Origin of the sequence: Roseobacter sp. MH60115 (assembly GCF_015644665.1) — a bacterium.
GTDB lineage: Bacteria > Pseudomonadota > Alphaproteobacteria > Rhodobacterales > Rhodobacteraceae > Roseobacter.
The window spans coordinates 46,821-69,209 of record NZ_JADOBQ010000001.1; the positions used below are offsets into that span (position 1 = coordinate 46,821).

Sequence of the window (22,389 nt, forward strand, 5' to 3'; positions counted from 1 at the left end):
AAAACTGTAAAGTAATCGTTAACAAGTCGTTACATCCACACTCTACCCACGGGTCCAGAAAGCGCAGAAACAGGCGGCGAAGTGTTGCTGTCTGGCGTCTGCGTTCCTCGCTTCAAAGATAGGTTTTGCCATGCGCCGTCAGATTTACGCTAATGATTTCAACGATTTTCTAGGCCTTGGGCTGGATGAGAACCCCGCACCGGGTCAGCTTGATTCCCTTCTTTGGTCTGTCGAAGGGTTCAATTCCGTGGCGGATCTGTCGCGCGGTGAAACGGACGGCGGCGTATCCACGGGGGGACTCTATGCCCTCAACCGCTCCGACGGTGACAACGCGCTTTACCTGCAGCCGGGTGGCAACGATTTCACACCCGGCGACATTACACTGACCCTGAACAGCGGCGAGACCGATTTATCCGATGTCGTTGTGACTTTCGAGCGGCTGGTCAACAATAACGCGCCGCGGGGTAATGCATTTGATCTGTCTTATTCGCTCGATGGCGTCACATTCTCGCCGCTCGATATGTTTGCCAGCGCTGCTGCGCCGAACGCCGATGGCGTGGTTGGATCCGTGATCGCGGTGCCGTTGCCGGATCTGCCTGCGAACACCCCCTTCTATCTGCGGTGGTCAGGTGATGACGTTGACGGCGGCGGTGCCCGTGACGAGTTCGGCATCGATAACCTCGTGGTGGACGGGCTTGAGGCCACCGATGGGGACGGCGGTGTGTTCACGCTGGAACTGCTGCACATTTCCGACCAGGAGGCCTCTTCCGCAGCGGTTGTGGATGCGCCAAACCTCTCGGCCGTCTTGAACGCGCTGCGGGCGCAGGACCTCGGCAACGATGGCGAGCCCGACAACACGCTGACGCTGTCCTCCGGTGACGCGATCATTCCGAGCGTCTTCTTCGACGCGTCCGAGGCGGTGTTCGGTTCCGCCGGGATCGGAGATATCCAGATCCAGAACGAGCTGGGCATCCAGGCCATCGCGCTGGGCAACCACGAGTTCGACTTCGGCACCGAGGCGCTGGCTGACCTGATTTCCGGCGATGCGCCCGGTGATGTCTTCGGGACCGACTTCGGCGGGACGGATTTCGCGTATCTTTCGTCCAACCTCGACTTTTCGACCGACGCAAATCTTGCGCCGCTGGAGGTTGCAGGCGGCGCGGCGCCGCAGGGCAATACGGTGACCTCATCGGTTGTGCTTGAAACAGGCGGTGAGAAGATTGCCGTCATTGGCGCGACCACCCCGACGCTCGACCGGATTTCAAGCCCAGGCGATCTGGGCATCCTGCCGGGTGACTTCGACGACAACCCGACACCCGAGCAGTTGGATGCGCTGGCCGCACAGATCCAGCAGGAGGTCGACGCGCTGCTGGCCGCCGATCCGACCCTGAACAAGGTCATCCTTTTGGCGCATATGCAACGCTTGAACATAGAACAGGAACTGGCCGCCCGGCTTGAAGGTGTCGACGTGATCGTTGCCGGTGGCTCCAACACCCGTCTCTTCGACGACAACGACCGTCCGCGGGATGGCGACAGCGATCAGGGCCAATACCCGATCTTCATCGAGAACGCCGGCGGCACCCAGACAGCGGTCGTGAACACGGATGGTAGCTACAAATACGTGGGCCGCCTCGTCATAGACTTTGACGAAGACGGCAACATCATTCCCGGCTCCTACGATGCGGATGTGTCCGGCGCCTATGCGACCGATGCGCAGGGTGTGGCCGATCTGGGTGCCGAAGGGCTGGTCGATCCGGAAATTCAGGCCATTGCGGATGCCATCGAAGCGCAGATCATCGCAACGGAATCCAATGTCTTTGGCACCTCCGAGGTCTTCCTGAACGGCAACCGCTCGGGCGTTGAAGGCGACCCGGATGGGGTCCGTACACAAGAGACAAATCTTGGCAATCTGACGGCAGATGCCAACCTTGCCGCCGCCAAAGACGCGGATGACACGGTTGTTGTTTCCATCAAGAATGGCGGTGGTATCCGGGCATCCATCGGTGAAACCGTGGTTCTGCCGGGGGACACAATCGCCACGCGTCTGCCCAATGGCGAGATCGTCGATGGTGATGGCAATGTGGTGAAGCCCGAAGGCGGCATCAGCCAGAATGACATCCAGACAGCGCTGGCGTTCAACAATGGCCTGACCTTGCTGACCCTGACCAAGGCCGAGCTGGTCGAGGTGCTGGAGCATGGGGTGGGCGCGCTGCCCGACGTGGCGGGCCGCTTCCCGCAGGTGTCCGGCGTCGAGTTCTCCTTCGATCCCGATCTGCCCGCAGGCGGCCGTATCGTGAATGCCGAGATCGTGGATGAGGACGGTAACCAGATTGCCGAGCTGGTCCGCGACGGCGAGATCAGCGGCGATGAGAGCCAGGAGTTCCGCATTGTCACGCTGAACTTCCTCGCAGGTGGTGGGGACGGTTTCCCCTTCCCCCAGGGTGAGGGCGCAAACCGGGTGGACTTGCCGCAGGTGGATGCGGCGCGCACAGGCGATGCGACCTTTGCCGATGATGGCACCGAACAGGACGCGCTGGCAGAATACCTCGACGATCTGGATGCGCCATTTTCGGAGGCGGACACGGATGCCAGCGGTGATACGCGCATCCAGAACCTCAGTTTCCGCGAAGACACGGTCTTTGACGAAGGGACTGAGGACAGCGTGGTGATCAACGCAGTGCTTTCCAGCACCGTCAGCACGGACGCCGAGTATATAGAGCTTTTTGGTACGCCAGGCGCCTCGCTTGATGGCCTAAGCTTGATCGTGGTGGAGAACGATGCGGATGCTCCCGAGGGGGCTGGCAGCATCGATTTCCGTATTGATTTCGAGCCAGGCACGGTTCTGGGAGACAATGGCTTCCTGCTGCTTGCAAACCAGACAGCCGAGGCGACCTATGGCGTCTCTGCCAACCTCACCCTGCCTGCCAATGCGTTGGAGAATGGCTCGTCCACCTTCGTGCTGGTCGAGACCTCCAGCCTGCAGGGCGATGCCATCACCGGTAGTGAGGTCGTGATCGATTCTGTGGCGACACTGGATGCGGATGGCGATACGCCTGCCCTGGATGCGCCCGGTATTGGCCCCGATGGGAATTTCCTGCCAGCAGGTGTGCGTCGCGTGGAGGACGGCGTGGACACCGACACCGCCGGGGACTTTGACCTGCTCAACTTCTTCAACGACGCCGAGATCAATACTCCGACCTCCGGCACTGGCCTTGGCGGCGGCGGTGGCGGCGGTGGCAACATTGACGATGAACCCACACTGATCAGCGATGTTCAGGGCAGCGGCGCGGCGAGCGCGCTTGTTGGTCAGACCGTCGTGATCGAGGCCATCGTGACGGGCGATTTCCAGAACGGTGACGATGACAGCTTCCGTGATCTGGGTGGTTTCTTCCTGATGGAAGAGAGTGCTGATCAGGATGCGGATGTGAACACCTCGGAAGGAATATTTGCCTTCGAAGGCAATGGTGACCTGAACACGGATGTGAACGCAGGCGACAAGGTCCGCGTGCTGGGCACGGTGATCGAACGCTTCGGCAAGACCACCATTCAGGTCCAGGAAATCCGCGTTGAAGAGGCCGAGGCGGTGGACCCGATGTCACTGGCCCAGTCGATCCAACTGCCCGATGTTGATGACCGCGAAGCCTATGAAAGCATGCTGGTGACCATCGACGAAGCGCTGACATTCTCTGAAAGCTTCGACTACGAGGACTTTGGCCGCGCGCTGCTGACCTCCGATGGCCCGGTCTACCAGTATAGCCAGATCAACACGCCGGATGCCGATGGTAACGCGGCCTACCTGGAAGAGGTCGCCAATCGCACCATTGCTATCGACGACGGCACCAACAGCGAGCGCTCCGATTTCGATCCGATCACCTTGCCGGATGGTACCTTGATTGGCGGGCCGACCGATGGGCCGCGCATGGGCCAGTCGGTTGACGGGCTGACCGCGATCCTAGACTTCGACTTTGGTGAATTCCGTCTGCGCCTGCCCGAAGGTACGGAGGCCGACCTTGACCCCGAGACCAACCCGGTGCCGACCGAGCCCGAAGATGTGGGCAGCAACTACAAGGTCGGCTCCCTGAACGTGCTGAACTACTTCACCACATTGGGCGGGCAGATCGATAACGGCGAAAACGCCCGGGGCGCCGAAAACCCCGAAGAGCTGGCGCGTCAGACTGAGAAGCTGGTGCAGACCATCCTCGGCATGGACAGCGACGTGATCGGTCTGATCGAGATCGAGAACGACTTTGCAGGCGATGATTTTGCGATCAAGACGCTGGTGGCCGAGATCAATGCGACACTGGGGTCCGAGGTCTGGTCCTTTGTTGATCCGGGCCGTGACGTCGTCGGTGATGACGCCATCGCGGTGGCCTTCATCTATGACACCACGACGACCAGGCTGGTGGGGGACGCGGCGATCCTCGACACGGAGGAATTCCTTGATCCGCTGGGCGCCGGACAGGGCGGCGACGCCTTCAACCGCGCGGCCCTGGCGCAAAGCTTTGAGGAGATCGAAACCGGCGGTGTCTTCACCGCGTCGGTCAACCACTTCAAATCCAAGGGCTCGCCCACGGGTGCGGTCGAGGATCAGGATCAGGGCGATGGGGCAGGCCGCAACAACGCCACCCGCGAAGAGGCCGCCCGTGAACTGGCCGCATGGCTGGAAACAAATCCCACTGGTGTGGACGACGAAGACGTGATGATCCTAGGTGATCTAAACGCCTATGCCCGCGAAACCCCGATCCAGGTGCTGGAAGCCGCAGGCTATACTGACCTTGCCCGGGAATTCGAAGGCGACGATGTCTACTCCTACCGTTTCAGTGGTCAGATCGGCACGCTTGACTATGCTTTGGCCAACGAAGGGTTGCGGGATCAGGTCACCGGGGCGACGACGTGGAACATCAACTCCGACACGCCGGTGTTCTTCGACTACAACCTCGATGGCACCTTCTCGCAGTCCGACACACTGCGCCCGACGGATCAGGGCCTGTTTGACGGCAGCACACCGCTGCGCGGCTCTGACCATGACCCGGTGATTGTCGGTCTGGATCTGGACCGCGACACCGATCTGCTGATTGCCGGGACATCCGGGAATGATCGTCTGGCAGGGACCGACGCGGCAGAGCGTATTGTCTCTGGCGGGGGGCGTCTGGATGTTGTCAGCGGTGGCGGCGATGCCGATACCTTTGTCTTCACGGACACCGACGGGCAACGGGACAGCCTGCGCGTGCAGGACTTCGAAGCTGGTATCGACACGCTCGATCTGGACGGCGCGGTGATCGCAGCCACCCGGACCATTGGGCGCGACAACCTCCTGATCACGCTGGACGAGGATCGCGACACAATCCTGCTGCGCGGGATCAGCGACATCGAAGAGATCGATATTATCAACAACGGTGTTTTCGACATCGCGTAATTACCTGGTGCGGCGGCTTTCCTGCCGCGCCCTCTACCCTTGAAGGACTTGAAAATGAAACTTCTTAATGCTTTTGCTGCCGGCTTTTTCCTGCTGGCACCTGTGACAGCCCAGGCGGCCCTTGTGTCGATCTATGAGGCGGAGGGCGAAGCCCTGATCAGCGGGGATGCAGGCACCGGTTTCTTCGGTGAATTCATCGATTTCGACTTTGATGACATCGACGTGGCCGTTAACGGCGAGCAGATCGGCGGTTTGCTGGTGAGTGACCTGCTGATCTCCAATGCTGCTGGTGACACGCTGCTGGAAAGCGCCGACCTGATCGACAGTGTTCTGACCATCAACCCGATCAATGGCGACGGGACCGAGACAGAGGATTTCTTTACCTTGGTGTTCGGGTCTCTGTCCGGTGATGGCGCAAGCCTTTTTGGTGACACGGCGACCGTGACTTTCTCCTTCTTTGAGGAGACGCAGGACAGCGGGCTTTTCGCTCCGGTACGCGTTGGCGTTTTCTCCGACCTCGCACCAATCCCGCTGCCAGCCTCTCTGCCTCTGCTGGGTTTTGGTTTGGCGGCCATGGTCGGTGTGCGTCGGCGTCGCGGTTAAAGCGCAGATTATCCTGATCAAAAAGGGCCGGGGAAACTCCCCGGCCTTTCTCGATTGTCTGGTGTTAGTGGCTACGCCGTGCGTCTTGCGCAGGCCCGGGTTTGCGTGACAATTGCAAGACCATGATGGGCGCCATGGCGATCAAACCGATGCCCATGGTGATCATCCCCGGCGCGATGAACAGGAACGAGGCGAGCGCAACCCACCACCGCTCCCACCGTTTCAGGGGCGCGATCAGGAAACCGGAAAAGGCCACACCGAGGCTGGCGATGCCCAGCATTGCGCCGGTCAAGGTGATGGCAAAGGCCCCCCAGGTAAAGCCATCCGCAACCAGCAGAAGGGCTGGCGAATAGACAAAGACGAAAGGCACCAGCGCCTTGGCGATCCCAAGCCGGAAAGCGGTGTTGCCGGTCTTGAACGGGTTGGACCCTGCGATGCCCGCTGCCGCATAGGCCGCCAGCGCCACGGGGGGCGTGATGTCGGCCAGCACGCCGTAGTAGAAGACAAAGAAGTGGGCGACCAAGGGCTGTACTTGCAACTGCGCGAGCGCCGGGGCGGCGACGGCCACGAGAATGATGTAGGTGGCCGTTGTCGGGATGCCCGCCCCCATGACGATGCAGGAGATGGCGATCAGGATCAGCGAGACGAAAAGCGCCCATTGTTCGATGGCAAAATAGCTCAGCGGCCAGAGTGTCGAGAGAAACGCGCCGATATCCGTGGCCGTTTGCACCACAACATAGCCTAGCCGGAAGCCGACCCCTGTCAGCGTGACGACGCCAACAACCACACCAACCGTGGCGGCCGCTGCCCCGACCGCCAGCGTGTTCTTGGCCCCGGCCGCGAGTGCGTTCCACAGGTCGGTAAGGGTCAGCCGGTTAACCGGATTGAGGAACCCGACAACGACGCAGGCGATGATCCCGTAGACAGCCGCGTAATCGGGCGTTTTGCCTGATAAGATCAAGTAAACGAGGATTCCCAGTGGAATAATCGACAGCCAGTGTTGTTTCAGGACAAGTGCTGCCTTGGGCAACTCCTCGGTGCGCAAGCCTCTAAGGCCCAGTTTGCGGGCTTCGAGATGCACCATGATGAAGATGCCGAAGTAATGCAGCAGCGCGGGGAACAGCGCGGCGGCCAATACATCGCGCAGTGGAATTTCAAGGTATTCAACCATGATGAAGGCCGCAGCCCCGAGGATCGGAGGGGTGATCTGCCCGCCGGTTGAGGCGGTGGCCTCGACCGCACCGGAGAAATGCGCCGGATAGCCCACGCGCTTCATCGCCGGAATGGTCAGGGCACCGGTGGTCACCGTGTTGGCAATCGACGAGCCGGAGATGGTCCCCATGAAGGCCGAGGAAAAGATCGCAACCTTTGCGGGGCCGCCGGAATACCGCCCGGCGATGACCATGGCGAGGTCAATGAAAAGCTGTCCCAGACCGATCCGCGTGGCCAGCACCCCAAAGAGGATGAAGAGGAACACATATTGCGCCATCACCCCGATGGCCACGCCATAGATGCCCTGATTGGTCATGTAGAGGTGATTGATCAGCCCAAGCCAGGATGCCCCGCCGTGTTTCAGCGCGCCGGGCATCAGCGGGCCGAAAATGGCAAAGATGATGAAGAGCAGTGCGATGATCGGCAGGGTGGGACCCACAGACCGGCGCGTGGCCTCCAGGGTCAAAAGCAACAGAGCCGTGCCCATGAAGACATCGAACTGCGACGGGTTGCCGACCCGTTCGGCAACGATGGTGGGCGGCAGGAGCGGCAGATACAGCGCCGCCCCAACGGCGAGCACAGCAAAGATGATATCAAGCAGCGGTACGCCCTGCACGCGGTACCAGGCGGGGGCGGCGACATCCGTGCTTGTGTCACTGCGCCAGCCGAAGAGCAGATAGACAAGGCCCAGGACAAAGGACAGGTGGATGCCGCGATGCAAAAGCTCGCGGATCAGACCAAATCCCGATGCATAGAAGTGGTAGACAGACATTGCGACCAGCACGGCGGCGATGATCGATCCTAGCCCGGGGCCGGTCGCGCGGAATGCGGTTTCGGGATCGAATTTCCGTTCGATTTCCGCCAGCTCCTCGGCGGTCAGTTCTCTCTGTGTATCCGATGTCATATGTCTTCATCCGCCACGGCGCAAAAGGCCCGGGCGTATCCTTACGTCCGGGCCTTGCTTGTTCAGGGTCGCGCTTATTTCAGCAGACCGATTTCCTTGTAAAAACGCTCTGCCCCCGCGTGCAGCGGCACGCCGACGCCGTTAAGCGCCGTATCGGGGGTGATTGTCTTGCCCTTGGCGTGGCCGACGTCCAAGAGCTTGCGGGAATTGTCATTCCACAGGGCCTTGGTGATGTCGTAGATCAGGTCATCGTCCTCCTTGGCGGAGGTAAACCACTGGGCCCCCACGGCGACGGTTGATGTCGTGCCCACGCCCTCATAGGCGCCTTCGGGGATGTCGGATGCGGCGAAGAAGCCGTATTTCTCCACCAATGCGTCGGCGCCGGCACCGTCAATGGGTACAAGCTTGATCTCTGCCGCTGAGGCAAGCTCGACCAGGGAGCCTGTGGGGTAGCCCGCGACCACAAAGAACGCATCGATCTTGCCGTTGCGCAGCGCCTCCGATGCGGCCCCGCCTTTCAGGGCTTCAGCGGTCACATCGGCAAGGGCGAGACCGTTGGCTTCGAGGATCAGGTTCGCATCGACATATGTGCCCGACCCGGGTTCATCCAGGGACACACGTTTGCCCTTGAGATCAGCCACGGCGTTGATGCCGCTATCCGCAAGGGCTACCAGATGGATGTGTTCCTCAAAGAGCGCCGCGATGGTCCGCAGGTCTTCGGCGGGTTCCTTGCCTTCCATCGTGCCTGTGCCGGTATAGGCCCAATAGGCCACGTCCGATTGCGCAAAGCCGGAATTCCGCAGCCCGGAAATGATGGCGTTCACATTGTCCACCGAACCGCGCGAGGACACCGCGGACGCAATCAGCCCCTCGACACCGCAAGACCCGCCCGCATCGCATTCGCGCGATCCCGGGGGTTTGGAAATCGCGTTGGCGATCACGCCGCCCACCGGGTAGTAGGTATAGGCGGTGCCACCTGTTCCGATGGTGAAGAATTTCAGCTCCTGTGCTGAAGCGATCGAGGCCAGACCAGCCACCATGGCGGCCCCTGCAACCAATCCTTTCAGCTTGCGTAATGAAAGTGTCATCTATCTCTCCCAAGTCCATTTCAGATACCCGCGTGACACGCTGCCGTGGGGCTCCGAATTCTCTTTTTTAAACATCAGTCTGGAGACGCTACTTTGACAAATTGCAGAAGGCAAACACCAGTTGCCCATCTGGCTGCATTGATCCCGTTTCGGGACGCGTGACAGAGGTACCGGGAGGCGACGTTGCAATGGCCTTCACAGGTGAAAAATCGGGCGCTAGGCTCGTTGTGTCGGGAGGAGACACATCATGAAGGATCGGGTTGAACTGGAAAGTGGTTACTACGCGCCCGGTGCCTGTGATCTGCAGGCGTTTCTGGAGATTGTACAGCGCAAGACGCGCGCCGCCGATGTGCCGCAGGCGACGGACATCCAGAAGAATGTGCCAATCTACGATATGAAGGCGATACGGGGTGTCTTGGACAGCTCTGACGAACGTTCTGTGCTCTTGCAGGAATGGGCAAATATCTTGCTGACCGGGCCCGGTGTTCTGGTGCTGGCCGGGGCCTATCAGCAAACGGATGTGCTCGATCAGGCGACAGAGATCTACGAGGCGATCATCGCAGAGGAGAAGCAGGCGAACGGCGCGGGCGGGGACCATTTCGCAACCGCCGGTGCCAATGACCGGATATGGAACAGCCTGCAGAAACTGTGTGACAGGGCGCCGGAGGTCTATCTTGACTACTTTTCCAATGCGTCGGTCGCGGCGGTCTGCGAGGCTTGGCTGGGCCCTGGTTTCCAGATGACCGCACAGGTCAACGTCGTCTATCCGGGAGGGGCCGCGCAAGAAGCGCATCGCGACTATCACCTGGGGTTTCTGACGGCGGGGCAGGCGGCGTCCTACCCGGCCCATGTGCACATGCTGTCCCCTGTCCTGACCTTGCAGGGCGGCATTGCCCATTGTGATATGCCGGTTGAGAGCGGCCCGACCAAGCTCTTGCCGTTCAGCCAGACATATCGCCCCGGCTACACCGCGTTTCGGCGAGAGGATTTCCGCGCTTGCTTTGAGGAGCATTGCGTTCAGGTGCCGCTCTCGAAGGGGGATGCGATATTCTTTAACCCGGCACTGTTTCACGCGGCGGGGGAGAACAGGACCAAAGATATCCACAGGATGGCGAACCTGCTGCAAATCTCTTCGGCCTTTGGCCGGGCGATGGAAACGGTGGACCGCAGTGCGATGTGCAAACGCCTCTATCCGATGATTGCGGCGGCGTTGTCGGAGGGGCGATTGTCCGAGGATGAACTGGCCGCCGTCATTGCCTGTACCGCCGAAGGATATGCATTCCCCACCAACCTGGATAGCGATCCGCCAATAGGAGGGCTGGCACCCGAGACGCAAGCCGCGTTCTTTGCACGCGCGCTGAAGGAAGGGATGGATGCGGAGAGCTTTGCCCACCGGATTGACGCAATGGATGCTAAACGGCAGGCCTGATCTGGGATAACGGGGGCAAGCGGTCAGACCGTGCCGCCCAGGCTGCCCTCCAACTGCGCCAGCTCCTGCCCACCGGCCATCAGGTCCTGAAGCTCCTCCGGGGTGATTTCGCCGCGCTTTGCCGTCCCGAGGGTTTTGCCACGGTTCAGCACAGTGAAGCGGTCCCCGACCGCCAGCGCGTGGCGCACGTTGTGGGTGATGAATACAACCGCGATACCCTGTTTGCGCACCTTGTCGATGGTCGCCAGCACGTTGGAGGTTTGCCGCACCCCCAATGCCGAGGTCGGCTCGTCCAAGATTAGCACCTTTGCGCCGAAGTGCACCGCGCGGGCAATCGCCACGGTCTGCCGTTCGCCCCCCGAGAGGGTGCCTACCGCCTGATCGGGCCCGCGCAGGTTGATGCCCATCTTGCGCATCTCTTCCATGGTGACGCGGTTGGCATAGTCGTGATCAAAAAACGTGAGCCCCGCGACCTTCTTGACGGGTTCGTTGCCCATGAAGAAATTGCGGCTCACCGACATCAGCGGGATCATTGCAAGATGCTGGTGCACCGTCGCAATCCCGGCGGTGATCGCATCGCGCGGGTCGGCGAAATCGAGCGGCTTGCCTTCAAAGATGATCTCGCCTGCCGTGGGTTTGTGCACACCTGACATGGTCTTGATGAAGGTGGATTTGCCCGCACCATTGTCGCCCAGCAGGCAATGACATTCACCGGCAAAGACATCGACAGAGACGCCGGCAAGGGCAATCACGCTGCCAAAGTGTTTTTCAATGCCTTTCATCTGGATGATGGGCGGGGTCGCGTTTTGAGAAGCAGACATTAGCGTTCTCCCGTGATGATGCGGCGGATGTAGGTGTTCAGGATCACCGCAAAGAGCAGGATGACGCCCAGGAAAACCCGGAACAGGCTGGATTCAACACCGGCAAAGAACAGACCCTGCTGCACGACCCCGAAGATCAGCGCGCCCAGGGCGGCCCCGATGACCGAGCCATAGCCGCCGGTCAGCAGGGCGCCGCCGATGACCACGGCGATGATTGCTTCGAACTCCTTCAGCAAACCGCGGTCTGCCCCGGCGGAGCCGAACTCCATCACCTGACAGACGGCCAGAACGGTGGCGCAGAAGGCGGTGAACATGAACATCAGGATTTTGACTTTGTTGACGGGCACGCCGGAGTTCCGTGCGGCCTCGGCATCCCCGCCCGAGGCGAAAATCCAGTTCCCGAACCGGGTGCGGGTAAGCAGGATGTGCCCGAAGATGATCAGGACAATGGCCCAGATGATCAGCATCGGGATGCCATCGACCACGGGCTCTCCTGCGCGCGTGCCGCGCTCGAACACACCGATGACGCCGATATCGCCGAGCCATTGAAAGATGGGCTGACCAATCTTGCCGCCAAAGATCGGGGCGAGCCAGTCGCCTTCGGCCGCATCACGAATGCCGCCAATGATGGTTTTACGTTCGATGGTCTGCGGGATGTAGATGGTGAAGCCACGCAGGATAAAGAGAAACGCCAGCGTGACGATGAAACTCGGCAGGCCAGTGCGTACCACAATCCAGCCATTGAGCGCCCCAAGCGCGCAGCAGATCACAAAAGTGATGATGATGGCCATCCACATCGGCCAGGCCAGCACGACGCCGAAAACGGCGATCATCATGCCCGCAAAGCCGATCATCGAGCCGACGGAGAGGTCGAACTCCCCCGCGATCATCAGCAGGCAGGCGCCCACCGCGATGATCATGAATTGCGCCGAGACAATGGACCAGTTCATCACGCCCTGGCTGTTGAACATGCCGCTGTCAAAAGCGAATAGCGCGAACAGGGTGAAGACCGCGAAAGTGCCGACAATCCCGCCAAGTTCAGGGCGGATCAGGGCCCGGCGTAACGGTGAGATTTCTTTGATGCGTTCATCTATCTGCGGGGTGTCCGCCATCGCCTGTCCCTCGGCTTGAAGCGTTTAAAGAAAGGGCGGCCGTCATGATGTGAAGGCCGCCCGGGATCTGTTGAGTAGGATCAGCGGAATTCGCCCGCGAACTCTTCAACCTTGGTCAGGCCGTCCTTGGTGACGAAGCCCGGACCGGAGTTGATGTTGTTGCCGGGCAGCACGCCATAGCGGTCCCAGTTGGCCAGGATCACAACCGGCATATAGGCCTGCAGGAAGGGCTGCTGGTCGATGCCCCAATTGATGGTGCCGTCCTTGATGCCTTTCACGATCTCTTCGCCAAGGTCAAAGGTGCCGAAGTGGATCGCACCGGCCATGCCGTTCTCTTTCAGCGCGGCGATGGTCGGGTCGGCGGAGACAGGACCCAGTGTCAGGATGCCGTCCACATCAGGGTTTGCCGACAGATAGGCCAGAACCTTGTTCTTGATCTCGGACGGGTCGGTGCCGCTGTCCATCATCGCGCTGCCCAGGTCGATGCCCAATCCATCGGCATAACCGCGGCAGCGTTCACCAACGGTCGGCTGCTGGATCGCATGGTTGACGCACAAAAAGTTCGTAACCCCCTCGCTGGCAGCGCGTTGTCCTGCGGCGAAGCCTGCATCATACTCCGGTTGACCCACATACATCAGTGCGCCGAGTTCACGGGCCTGATCCGGTGTGCCGGTGTTCATGATGATGACATCAATGCCCTGATCCACAGCCGCACTGATTGGTCCTTTCAGAACGTCAAAATCGGCGAGCGTTGTAATGATCCCGTCTGGCTGGCTGGCAGCGGCCTGTTCGATGATCCGCGCCATGTCGGCAATATCGCCGGTGGGCGGGTTGCGGTATTCAACCTCTGCGCCGACCTGTTCACCGGCAAGTGCAATGCCGTTTTTGATCGTGTTCCACCAGCTGTCGCTATCGGGCGCGTGGCTGACCAGAATATATTTTTCACCTTCCGCTGCTGCGGTTTGCGCAGTCATGAAAGGGGCGGCGACAACTGCGGTCGCCAGCACAAGTTTCTTCATCAAGGACGTCATGTTTTCCTCCCAAGGATTCACCGTTCTCGTGGCAAAAGAGTGACTTTGTCACCTCTCCGATTCCAACTAAAGCACGAGGTCGTTAATTTTGCAACCGGTTGCAAAAGACGGCACATTGATTCATGCTGCAAGTCGCGGGACCGTCAGATAAAAGAGCGTAGATACAAGACCAACGGACAGATTTGACATGGCCATCACATTGAAAGAGGTTGCAGAGCGCGCGGGAGTGTCTCGGTCGGCTGTGTCACGCACTTTCACCGATGGCGCATCGGTTTCCGAAAAAATGCGTCGCAAGGTCGAGAAGGCCGCGCGTGATCTGGGTTATAGCCCGAATGCGCTGGCGTCGTCGCTGACGACCGGGCGCACAAAGCTGGTCGGCTTGATTTCCAACAACTTTCACAATCCGATTTTCCTCGAAGTCTTCGATCTTTTTACGCGGGGTCTGCAGGACAGGGGCCTGCGCCCGCTGCTGGTGAATCTCACGGATGAAACAGACCCACAGGCCTCTGTGCGCATGCTGCGGCAATACTCCGTGGACGGCGCGGTGGTGGCTTCGTCCACCCTGCCGCCTGGGTTCTCCAAGGCCTTCCGCGACGCGGGTGTACCAGTGGTGCACAGCTTCGGGCGCTACTCAAGCGCGCCGCAGGTACATGTGGTGGGCATCGACAACGTGGAATGCGGGCGCATGGCCGCACGTACGCTGGTGGCGCGTGGGTATCGCAAGATCGCTTTCCTCGGCGGCCCTGAAGGCGCCACCTCCACGCAAGACCGCTACTCTGGCTTCTTCTCCGAACTCGGCGCCCACCGGGACGTCAAGACAAGCTACAGCTTCGCCGACGCCTATTCCTTCGACGCGGGCCGTCGTGAGATGCTGCGCCTGTTGAAGTCCGACCCGGCAGAGGCCTATTTCTGCGGCGACGACGTGCTCTCCATCGGCGTGCTCTCCGCCATCGCCGACAGCGGGTTGCGCGTGCCCGAGGACATCGGGATCATAGGTCTCAATGACATGGAGATGGCGCGGTGGGAGAACATCAACCTCACGACGATCCACCAACCGATCCGCCAGATCGTGACCTCGTCGATTGAACTGATGGTCGCCATGCTCGACGAACCCGACCGCTACCCCGAGGCGCGGATTTTTCCATGTTCGATTGTTGAACGGGGGACGTTGAGGTCGCTAAGCTAGCTGGTTTCAGCGGCGCCGTTTTGGCCCAAAATCTCTGTATCCCACAACAGCCGTTTCCATCCGCAGGCGCTCATTGTAAGCCTGTATCTTGGTAGGGCGTCGTTGGAGTTGCAAACGTGAGTGGCGAGACAAATTTAGACAGATTGATTGCCGCGATGTCGGCTGATCTCGTCGAAGGCCTGTACGTTTTTGCAACCGTTGAAGGGGATCACGATCTCTCAGGCGTTGCACCGCGTATGTTATTTAAAGAGGCCGAAGGGACGACTTACATCCTCTTGAAATCCGAGGCAGAAGAATTGGGATTAACGTATGAATTCCCTTGCAGGATGATAACCCTCAACATTCATTCGTCCCTTGAAGCTGTCGGCTTCATGGCACGCATTGCGACAGAGCTTGCAAAGCACAACATGGGGGTGAATCCTGTTTCTGCTTTCTTTCATGATCACTTGTTTGTTCCAGACGGTCGCGAAGATGACGCAATGAACATCCTCAACGAGTTGTCTAAGGCATAACCGTCCAGTCAACGGCAGCTTCATCTGCTGTGCTGCCGCCTCGTTCGAGCCGATCAGCGCAGCATCGGCGGGCGCGCATCGACCCAGGTCCCGTCCGCCTTGGCCGACTCCACCGCCGCATAAACCGCCGCCATGGACCGGAGGCCATCCGTGGCAGAGGGCAGGGCGTCGCGGGTCTCGCCTCGGATCGCGGCTGCGAGATCCACGTAGATATTCGCCACCGCCAACGGAAAGCCCTCCGGGTGGGCAATCGCTACGCGGGACAGCCGCGCTGCTTCATCCGATAGTCCGGACTCACCCTTCTCTATGATCTGTGTGCGTCCGCCGACCGGCGTGTAGAACACCTGATTGGGCTGCTCAGAAGACCACCGCATGCCCCCTGTCTCGCCAAAGACCTGAATGTCGAACCCGTGCTGCCGCCCGATGGCCACCGAGGAGGTCCAGAGGCGCCCAACCGTGCCGCCTTCCATGCGGAAGTTCACCATCGCATCGTCCTCCAGCGTACGAGACGGTATGGTCGAGGCGAAATCGGCAGAGAGGCTGCGCACCTCGTCGCCCGCAATGAAACCCGCCATATGCAGTGCGTGGATACCGCAGTCGGCGAACTGCCCCGACACCCCCGCCATCGCCGGATCATATCGCCAGCGCACGCGCGGATTGTCCGCGTCGCTCGCATCGCCGTGGTGCCCGTGGCTGAAGTTGGCGACCACCAGCCGCACCTTGCCGATCTGTCCGGTCTTCACCATCTGCCGCATCTCGCGCACCATCGGGTAGGCGGAATAGCAGTAGTTCACCGCGCAGATCGTGCCTGAGGCTTCGGCCACGCGCACGATCTCTTCGCCTTCTTCCACGGTCATGGTCATCGGCTTTTCGCAGAGCACGTTGAACCCAGCCTCAAGGAACGCCTTGGTGATCTCGAAATGGGTGCTGTTCGGCGTTGCTACTGTGACCAGATCAACGCGGTCTTCGCGCGCACGCTCCCCTTCCAGCATCTCTTGCCAATTCGCATAAGCGCGATCTACCGCGACCCCAAGCGACTGCGCATAGGCGCGGCCTTTCTCGGCGTTGACGTCGAGTGCACCCGCCGCCAGCACAAAGTTGCCATCGGCCTGCGCGCCCAGCCGGTGCGCTGGCCCGATCTGGCTGCTTTCACCGCCGCCGATCATGCCCCAGTTGAGTTTTTTCATGTCCCGTGCCCCTTACCGAAACCCAATGGATTCAAGATATTCGCGGTTCGCCCGCGCGTCGCCCAAAGGGTCGGGGTCCAGCAGCGGGTCGCAATCCTGCTCCACCGTGCACCAGCCTTCAAAGCCAGCGTTCAGCAGCACCTGCCGCACCGCCGGAAAGTCCACGTCCCCTTGCCCGAGGTTGCAGAAAATCCCCTGCCCGCAGGCGTCATAGAACCCGGTGCGCTTGGCGATCACATCGGCCTTCACCGCCGGGTCGATGTCCTTGAAGTGCATGTAGGAAATGCGCCCGATGTGCCGCTGCATGAACGCCACCGGATCGAAGCCCGCATAAGAGTGATGCCCGGTATCAAAGCAGATTTTCAGGATTTTTTCGTCGACCTCGTCCAGCAAGCGTTCCAGTTCCGGCTCGAAGTCCATGAACCCGGCCGCATGGGCATGGATGCCAACCGTCAGGTCATACTCTTCGGCACCCATCTTGGCGATGGTGGCGATCCGGTCGCGATAAGCGGTCCACTCGGCGCTGTCCATCTGCTCTGCTTCCGCCGCGCGGCCAGCCGTCGGCGCCCGGCGCGGCGAAATGGAATCGATCAGCACCAGATGCTTGGCCCCATGCGCCGCCAGCGCCTTGCAGGTGCGCACCGATCCGTCCATCACGTTGTCCCAGGCCTCAGGGTCGTGAAACGGGCGGAAGACCACGCCGCCGATCAGTTCCAGATCGTGCTCAGCCAAGGCGTGGCCCAGCTGCGCAGGGTCCTCCGGCATGAAGCCAACCGGGCCCAGCTCAATGCCCTTGTACCCCGCATCCGCGCAGTCCTTCAGCACCGACCGCCATGTGGGGTTGCGCGCGTCATCCGCGAATTCCACACCCCAGGAGCAGGGCGCATTGCCAATTCGGATCGTCATGGGAAGCCCTTTCTTGGGTCAGAAGTCGGAAATCTCTTTCCAGGTTTTATCAGCCGATGACGCCATGGCCGCCGCGATCACGCGGTTGACCTCCATGCCGTCGCGGAAGGTGGGCCAGACCGGCTGGCCGGTCTCGATGGCCTGCAGGAAATCGCGCGCCTCGATGATGATCTGGTCCTGATAGCCGGTGCCATGCCCCGGGCCCTGGCAGAAGGGCGCGTAGTCCGGGTGCGCCGGGCCTGTCAGGATTTTGGTGAAGCCACGTTTCGCCTCGGGCCCCTCGGAACGGTAGAGCCAAAGCGCGTTCTGATCTTCCTGATCAAAGCGAACGGCGCCCTTTGTCCCCGTGACTTCATAGGCGTAGCCCATCTTGCGCCCTGTTGAGATCCGCGAAAAATAGAGCTGCCCCATGGTCCCGCGCGCAAAGCGGCACATCATCTGGCCGTGATCGTCGTTTGTCACTGTGCCGCCCGGGCGTGCCTCATGCACCGTCTCAACTTCGGCGATCAGCCGGTCGATGGGGCCAAGCAGGGCCAGGGACGCGTTGATCATATGCGGTGCCAGATCGCCCATGGTGCCGTTGGCATCGCCTTGCGTCCGCCAGGAGGCGGGCGTCTCCGGGTCAGCCAGGAAGTCCTCGGTGTGTTCGCCGCGAAACCAAGTAACATTGCCAATCGCGCCTTCGGCAATCAGCTGCCGTGCGAATTGGCTGGCGGGAGTGCGGATGTAGTTGAATCCGGTCATATTCGCCACGCCTGCCGCCTCCGCTGCCGCCACCATCGCGCGGCTGTCCTCCAGCGAGGCGCCCAGCGGTTTTTCACAGAATACCGGCTTCCCAAGCGCGAAGGAGGCTTCGGCGATGGCTCGATGGGTCTCCTGAGGGCTGGCGATCACAATAGCCTCGATGGCTGGATCGGTAACCAGCGAGCGCCAGTCACTTGTCGCACGAGCGAAACCGAAAGCCGCCCGGTATCGCTCTGCGCTGGGGGTCGAGCTGGCGCAGACCATCTCCAACCGTGGCCTGAGCTTCGTGTCGAAAACGGCGCCAACGGCTGACATGGCGACCGCGTGGGCCTTGCCCATATACCCGCCACCGACGATGCCTATCCCTATCTCAGCCATGGGCGCCTCTTTTTCGAGAATCCGTTTGCAACCGGTTGCAAAATTAGTATCGTGAGAGTCGAACCTGTTCAAGTCGCGAAATGATCCGGTTGCAATAATCGCCCGAAGGACCTCTGTACCCATGACCTCTCAGACCCTGACCACTGCACAGGCTATCGTCCAATGGCTCGACAATCAGTTCATCGAGATCGATGGTGTCGAATTGCGGGTCTGCGGTGGCGGCTTCGGCATTTTCGGCCATGGCAATGTGCCCTGTCTGGGCGAAGCGCTTTATGGTGTGCAGGAGACGTTGCCGCTTTATCGCGGGCAAAATGAGCAGAGCATGGGCTTCGCCGCCGCGGGCTATGCCAAGCAATGGCTGCGCCAACGGTTCATGTTCTGCACCGCCTCCGCGGGGCCGGGCACCTCCAACCTGCTCACCTCCGCAGCGCTTGCGCACGCCAACCGCCTGCCCATGCTGCTTTTGTGCGGAGATGCCTATGTCACCCGCCTGCCGGACCCGGTGCTGCAGCAGATGGAGCATTTCCACGATCCGACCCTCGGGGTGAATGACGCGTTTCGCCCGGTGAGCCGTTATTGGGACCGGATCACGCACCCTGCACAGATCATCCAGTCATTGCCTGCCGCGCTTGCCACTTTGCTCGACCCGGCGGATTGTGGTCCGGCCTTCATAGGCTTGCCTCAGGATGTGCAGGGCTGGGCCTATGACTACCCGGATGAATTCCTTGAGAAACGTGTACATCGCATCCGGCGGCAGACACCTGACGCGGCCGAGATTGCCGATGCGGCGGCTCTGCTCAAGACCGCCAAGCGTCCGATGATCATTGCGGGTGGTGGAGTGCAATACTCCCGCGCGGTGGCGGAACTGACGGCGTTTGCCGAGACGCACCAGATCCCCGTGGTCGAGACCATCGCGGGCCGTGCCAATCTCACCGACACCCACCCGCTGAATATCGGCCCGATCGGCGTGACCGGCTCTGACAGCGCCAACGCCATTGCCGAAGAGGCTGACGTGATCCTCGCCGTCGGCACCCGATTGCAGGATTTCACCACCGGCTCCTGGACCGCTTTTGCGAAGGATGCGCGGTTCATCTCGCTCAACGCAGGCCGTCACGATGCAGGCAAGCACCGGTCGCTGCCGGTTGTGGGCGACGCGAAACTGGGTCTAACAGCGCTGGGCAGCGCGCTCGACGGTTATACAGCACCCGGCGCATGGCTCGAACACGCACAGGCGGAGCGCGCCAAATGGGTGTCTTACGTGGCCGAGAACGTCTCTTGCGGCGACAACCGTCCGAACTCCTACGCGCAGGCCATCGGTGTGGTGAACGCGCTCTGCGATCCGCGCGACCGGGTTGTGGCCGCCGCGGGGGGGCTTCCTGCGGAGGTGACGGCCAACTGGCGCACGCTGGATCCCGGCACGGTGGATGTCGAATTCGGCTTCTCCTGCATGGGGTACGAGATCGCAGGGGCTTGGGGTGCGCGCATTGCCCAATCCCAGCGCGAGCCCGAGCGGGACACGATCACCTTCTGTGGCGACGGCTCTTACCTGATGCTGAACTCCGACATCTATTCATCTGTGCTTACAGGTAAGAAGCTGATCGTGCTGTTGCTCGACAACGGCGGCTTTGCGGTGATCAACAAGCTGCAGAACAACACCGGCAACGAGAGCTTCAACAACCTGATTGCCGACTGCCCGACAGTGCCGGAACCCTTCGCGGTGGATTTCGAGGCGCACGCCGCGTCCATGGGTGCCAACGCCGAAACCGTGCAAAGCCCGGCCGAGTTGGTCGAGGCCTTCAAGCGGGCGCAGGCCGCAGAGAAGACCAGCGTGATTGTCATGAAGGTCGACGCCTACGAAGGCTGGACCACGCAGGGTCACACCTGGTGGGAATGCGGCACGCCGCACGTCTCGACTTCGGAAAAGGTCCGCGCGGCGCATGCGGATTGGGAAAGCGCGCGGCCCCGGCAGCGGAAGGGCGTCTGATGCTGCAAGACGCACTGGCCACAGGCAATTTTTTGGTGATCGGTCGGGTGGGGATGGATTTCTTCCCGGATCCGCCCGGTACGCGCACCCGCGACGCGACGACAATGCAAGTCAGCATGGGCGGTTCTGCCGCCAATACCGCTGCCGGTCTGGTGAAATTGGGCTGCAAGGCGGCGCTGGTCACGGCGGTCTCGGATGATGCGGTGGGCTGGTACTGCGAAGGGCAGCTGGATCACTACGGGGTCGACCGCACCCATGTGAAGCGTGTGCGCGGCGAATATCGCACCTCGCTTGCTGTCTATGAAACGCGGATTGAGGAGCACCAATCCGTCATCTACCGCAACAATGCGGCAGATTTTCAGATGGAAGTCGATGATATCGAGGTCATCGACTTCTCCGCCTACGACGCGGTGCTGACCGCAGGGACGGTCTTCGCCGCTGAACCGTCGCGCGCGGCTGCGTTTCGCGCCTTTGAAAAGGCGCAAGCGGCGGGCCTGCCGATCCTCTTTGACATCGATTATCGCCCCTACAGCTGGCCCTCGGTGGAAGAAGCCGCCGAGGTGCTGACCCGTGCAGGTGACATGGCGGAAGTGATTGTTGGTAACGACGAGGAATTCGGCTTCATGGCCGGGCACATCAACAATGGCTTGGCCAAGGCCCGCGCTTTGGCTGAAACCTCCGCCCAGATCGTGATTTACAAGATGGGCCCCGATGGCGCGATCACCTTCGCAGACGGGTATGAGACCCGCACCGGCATCTACCCCGTCGAGGCGGTCAAACCCACTGGCGCGGGCGACAGCTTCATGGCCGGGCTGCTGGCCAGCCTCTCTGAAGGCCGCCCGCTGGAGGAGGCGGTGCTGCGCGGCTCGGCCTGCGCCTCTGTTGTCGTGGCCAAGCCCGGCTGCTCCCCCGCCATGCCGGACACCAATGAACTTGAGGCGTTTCTCGCCGCTCACCCCGGCCCCACGCAGGCCTAGGAAGGATACTCCATGCACATAGCCCCGCACGACAATCAGAACACACCGATCGTGGACGCGGAGGACCCCACCGTCCCGCTGAACTACTTCAACATCGTCAAGCTGACCCAGGGCCAGAGCTTTGAGTATCAGGTGCCGGGTTACGAGACCTGCATCGTGCCGGCCACTGGGACCGTGGACGTCGAGGTCGAAGGCGTCGATTTCAAGGCACTTGGCAATCGCGGCGCCGATGTTTGGGACGGCGAGCCCGAAGGGGTCTATGTGCCCGTCGGCGCAAAGGTCCGCATGACCTGCACCTCCGAGGCCACCGAGACCTTCATCGCCGGGGCCAAATACGATGGGGTGCTGGAGCCGTTTGATGTGCGCGTGCCCGAGCTCGACAAGGTACAATACGGCTCGGACGACACTAAGACCCACCGCAAGATCAAGCACATCCTCGGCCAGAAACAGCATGGCAAGGTCGGTCGCCTTCTGGTGTCGGAGCTTTTCACCGTGGGGCAGGGTGGCTGGTCGGGCTTTCCCGCGCATAAGCATGACACCGACAACCTGCCGCATGAGACGCGGCATGATGAGACCTACAATTTCCGGTTCAAGCCCAACCACGGTTCGGGCGTGCAAATCCTGCAGCGCGAGGAGGGCAAGCCTGGCGATGCTTACCAGCTGATGGACGGCTCCACCATCTGCATCGACAAAGGCTATCATCCCTGCGCGGTGATGCCGGGCTATGAGATGTATTACTTCACCATTCTTGGCGGGCTCAGCCAGCGCAGCCTCGTGCAGTTCTTCCAGCCGACCCACGCCTATCAGATCGAGACGATCCCCGGCATCAAGGACATGGTGGCGAAGTTCAAGTGAGGTTGTTCGCAATGTTGCAAAAAGCGCTGAGGGCAGCGTCCGTC

At 60.9% G+C, this 22,389-nt stretch carries 16 protein-coding genes; 8 read left to right on the plus strand and 8 right to left on the minus strand.

The genetic code is table 11. From position 1 onward, the window contains the following. The first annotated feature begins 130 nt into the window (after positions 1-130). On the plus strand, positions 131-5,416 hold the full coding sequence (locus ISX84_RS00190; RefSeq protein ID WP_195818305.1) for an ExeM/NucH family extracellular endonuclease: 5,286 nt from the start codon (positions 131-133) through the stop codon (positions 5,414-5,416). A gap of 54 nt (positions 5,417-5,470) precedes the next feature. Then, on the plus strand, positions 5,471-6,019 hold the full coding sequence (locus ISX84_RS00195; RefSeq protein WP_195818306.1) for a VPLPA-CTERM sorting domain-containing protein: 549 nt from the start codon (positions 5,471-5,473) through the stop codon (positions 6,017-6,019). A 64-nt stretch (positions 6,020-6,083) separates the two neighbouring features. Here the strand turns inward: ISX84_RS00195 and ISX84_RS00200 are convergent, their stop codons facing one another. Continuing rightward, complete coding sequence (locus ISX84_RS00200) at positions 6,084-8,135, minus strand: TRAP transporter permease (RefSeq protein ID WP_195818307.1); 2,052 nt, start codon at positions 8,133-8,135, stop codon at positions 6,084-6,086. 74 nt (positions 8,136-8,209) lie between these two features. Then, entirely contained in the window at positions 8,210-9,223 is a 1,014-nt protein-coding gene (locus tag ISX84_RS00205; protein ID WP_195818308.1) for a TAXI family TRAP transporter solute-binding subunit, read from the minus strand. Between the two features lie 247 nt (positions 9,224-9,470). On the opposite strand from ISX84_RS00205, the gene ISX84_RS00210 reads away from it, so the two are divergent. Continuing rightward, positions 9,471-10,652 (plus strand): phytanoyl-CoA dioxygenase family protein, encoded by a 1,182-nt coding sequence (locus ISX84_RS00210; protein WP_195818309.1) that lies wholly within the window; start codon positions 9,471-9,473, stop codon positions 10,650-10,652. A gap of 23 nt (positions 10,653-10,675) precedes the next feature. Here the strand turns inward: ISX84_RS00210 and ISX84_RS00215 are convergent, their stop codons facing one another. The 3 genes from ISX84_RS00215 to ISX84_RS00225 form a co-directional block, all read right to left on the minus strand. Beyond that, positions 10,676-11,473, minus strand: a complete 798-nt coding sequence (locus ISX84_RS00215) for an ATP-binding cassette domain-containing protein (RefSeq protein WP_195818310.1) — start codon at positions 11,471-11,473, stop codon at positions 10,676-10,678. Next, complete coding sequence (locus ISX84_RS00220; protein ID WP_195818311.1) at positions 11,473-12,585, minus strand: ABC transporter permease; 1,113 nt, start codon at positions 12,583-12,585, stop codon at positions 11,473-11,475. The genes ISX84_RS00215 and ISX84_RS00220 overlap by 1 nt, the downstream gene beginning before the upstream one ends. Before the next feature lie 80 nt (positions 12,586-12,665). Continuing rightward, entirely contained in the window at positions 12,666-13,616 is a 951-nt protein-coding gene (locus ISX84_RS00225; RefSeq protein ID WP_195818312.1) for a sugar ABC transporter substrate-binding protein, read from the minus strand. 187 nt (positions 13,617-13,803) lie between these two features. Here ISX84_RS00225 and ISX84_RS00230 point away from each other — a divergent pair, with 187 nt between their 5' ends. Together ISX84_RS00230 and ISX84_RS00235 are read left to right on the plus strand one after the other, a co-directional pair. Continuing rightward, positions 13,804-14,802 (plus strand): LacI family DNA-binding transcriptional regulator, encoded by a 999-nt coding sequence (locus ISX84_RS00230; RefSeq protein WP_195818313.1) that lies wholly within the window; start codon positions 13,804-13,806, stop codon positions 14,800-14,802. A 116-nt stretch (positions 14,803-14,918) separates the two neighbouring features. Next, positions 14,919-15,314: an ACT domain-containing protein gene (locus ISX84_RS00235; protein ID WP_195818314.1), complete on the plus strand. Its 396-nt coding sequence runs from the start codon at positions 14,919-14,921 to the stop codon at positions 15,312-15,314. Between the two features lie 53 nt (positions 15,315-15,367). On the opposite strand, the gene ISX84_RS00240 is transcribed toward ISX84_RS00235, so the two are convergent. The 3 genes from ISX84_RS00240 to ISX84_RS00250 are packed head-to-tail and all read right to left on the minus strand — an operon-like array spanning position 15,368 to position 18,529. Next, positions 15,368-16,501, minus strand: coding sequence for a Gfo/Idh/MocA family protein (locus ISX84_RS00240; RefSeq protein WP_195818315.1), 1,134 nt, complete (start codon positions 16,499-16,501; stop codon positions 15,368-15,370). A gap of 12 nt (positions 16,502-16,513) precedes the next feature. After that, on the minus strand, positions 16,514-17,407 hold the full coding sequence (locus ISX84_RS00245; protein WP_195818316.1) for a sugar phosphate isomerase/epimerase family protein: 894 nt from the start codon (positions 17,405-17,407) through the stop codon (positions 16,514-16,516). A gap of 18 nt (positions 17,408-17,425) precedes the next feature. Continuing rightward, positions 17,426-18,529: a Gfo/Idh/MocA family protein gene (locus tag ISX84_RS00250; protein ID WP_195818317.1), complete on the minus strand. Its 1,104-nt coding sequence runs from the start codon at positions 18,527-18,529 to the stop codon at positions 17,426-17,428. Positions 18,530-18,650: 121 nt separating this feature from the next. Here ISX84_RS00250 and iolD point away from each other — a divergent pair, with 121 nt between their 5' ends. From iolD to ISX84_RS00265, 3 genes are read left to right on the plus strand one after another with little or no spacing between them, the layout of a single operon-like run. Further along, positions 18,651-20,513: a 3D-(3,5/4)-trihydroxycyclohexane-1,2-dione acylhydrolase (decyclizing) gene (gene iolD / locus ISX84_RS00255; protein WP_195818318.1), complete on the plus strand. Its 1,863-nt coding sequence runs from the start codon at positions 18,651-18,653 to the stop codon at positions 20,511-20,513. Beyond that, a complete protein-coding gene (iolC, locus tag ISX84_RS00260) occupies positions 20,513-21,490 on the plus strand; it encodes a 5-dehydro-2-deoxygluconokinase (RefSeq protein ID WP_195818319.1) in 978 nt (325 codons plus the stop codon). Before iolD ends, iolC begins: the two co-directional genes overlap by 1 nt. Positions 21,491-21,502: 12 nt before the next feature. Then, positions 21,503-22,345 (plus strand): 5-deoxy-glucuronate isomerase, encoded by an 843-nt coding sequence (locus tag ISX84_RS00265; RefSeq protein WP_195818320.1) that lies wholly within the window; start codon positions 21,503-21,505, stop codon positions 22,343-22,345. Positions 22,346-22,389 lie beyond the last annotated feature (44 nt).